We start from the raw sequence: 1,929 nt of genomic DNA on the forward strand, positions 1-1,929 counted from the left end.
CACCTGCTACAATTACTCTATCAGCTAAAGCAGTACCACCGACTCTAATGTCAGATGCTCCTCCACCGTTACCACCAATTGCATTCGTACAAACTGAGGTGCCTGCTGTACCACCACCATTATAACCATTTTGTCCTCCAACATATATATTAAGGACTTGGCCAGGGGTTACGGCTAATCTACCAGATGCTACACCTCCTAAACCTCCTAAAACCCCTTGATTATTACTGCCACCTTGAGCCCCATTTGCTGTAATATCTATCTCAGTTACCCCTGCAGGTACGATAAATGTTTGAAGGTTTCCTGTGAAATTAAATGTTTCTGTAATTGGTTGAGATGCGGATATTGATGTTACTGAAGGCGTTACTTCAATGGTAGAAGTAATTGGAGTATTTGTAGTGTTTGTGGCTACAAATGATGTTATATTTCCTGTACCACTCGATGCTAAACCTATCGCACTATTTGAATTTGTCCAGTTATAAACAGTATTTTGATTGTTCCCAGTAAAATTAATTGCTGTTGTTGTGGCACCGTTGCACAATATTTGGTTTCCTACTGAACTAACGGTTGGCAAGTCAAAAACGGTTATTGCAGTTGTGGCGGTAGCAGTTCCACCACCACTTGAAGAAACAACAACCGTATATACACCATTCAAACTACTAGTAGCATTGGTGAATGAGGGATTCTGAGAAGATGAACTAAATGAATTGGGTCCGGTCCAGAGATAAGTTACCCCACCTGTTGCACTTAAATTTAGTGTACTTCCACTACAAATAGGCGAATTATTGCTCGCATAGGCTTCACTTAAAGCCACAAGTGTGGTTGCACTTGCGGAACAACCATTATTTGTGACAGTTATTGAATAAGTACCTGAAGCTGCTGTGGTTACATTGACTATACTTGGATTTTGAAGTGATGAATTAAATGAGTTGGGTCCCGTCCAAGCGTAAGTTCCTCCACCAGAACTACTTAGATTGAGTGTTCCACCTGCAATCACTGGTGAGTTACTACTTGGATTCGGCACCGGTAAGGCATTTATCACTACACTTGTGGTAGCACTCGTTGTACAGCCATTGGCATCCGTTACTGTCAAAGTATATGTACCATTTGCCGCCGTAGTTACGTTTGTAATGCTTGGATTTTGCGTATTCGCAATAAACGAATTTGGCCCTGTCCATGCATAAGTACTCATTCCACTCGCAGAATTAAAACTCAAGGTAGTTTCGGCACATTTAGGTGAATCTGAACTTGGATTGGGTATAGGTAAGGCACTGATTGTTACCACGGATGAAGCTGTAGCTGTACAGCCATTTGCTCCTGTTACCGTCACAGTATAGGTTCCTGCTGAGTTAATTGTTGCCATTGCTGTATTGGCCGAGTAAGAATTTGGTCCTGACCATTGGTAGCTTGTACCTCCCGAGGCGGTTCTGGTTACACTCGTCACCGAACAGGTCAGATTCGTTGAACCAGTTATGCTCGGACTTGGAGCATTATTAATTGTAACATTAACCGTCACAAATCCACTTCGACAAGCCCCATCTTCGCATCGAACATTATAAGTTGTTGGTGATGTGAGATTTGGTGTTACATAAGGTGAGCCAGTAAATGGAATGGCCACCAAACTTGCATTGTACCAAACCACCGAACTATTGGCACAAGCAGCTGTTAATGAAGCAGTTGCACCATTACATATACTTACATTGCTTGTGCCTGTCGGATTTGATGGTGTAGAACTTACCGTAAATGCAAAAGCATCACTTGCACACTCAAAGGTTCCTGCATTAAAATTTGACACCCTAATAGTATGATTCCCTACGGGAACGCTACCGATTGTAGTGGTAAAGTTTCCACCATCTAAACTATAATAAGGCGTATTTGGAACATTGGTAGCCGCTACAGTAATATTAGTTGCACCACAAGTATTACTTT

1 protein-coding gene is annotated in these 1,929 nt (G+C 41.9%); it reads right to left on the minus strand.

The window, feature by feature from the left end:
- Nucleotides 1–1,929, minus strand: a 1,929-nt coding sequence (locus tag EGI31_RS14815) for an Ig-like domain-containing protein (RefSeq protein ID WP_255037955.1), incomplete at both ends; no start/stop codon positions are given.

The organism is Lacihabitans soyangensis (assembly GCF_024343775.1).
Lineage (GTDB): Bacteria > Bacteroidota > Bacteroidia > Cytophagales > Spirosomataceae > Leadbetterella > Leadbetterella soyangensis.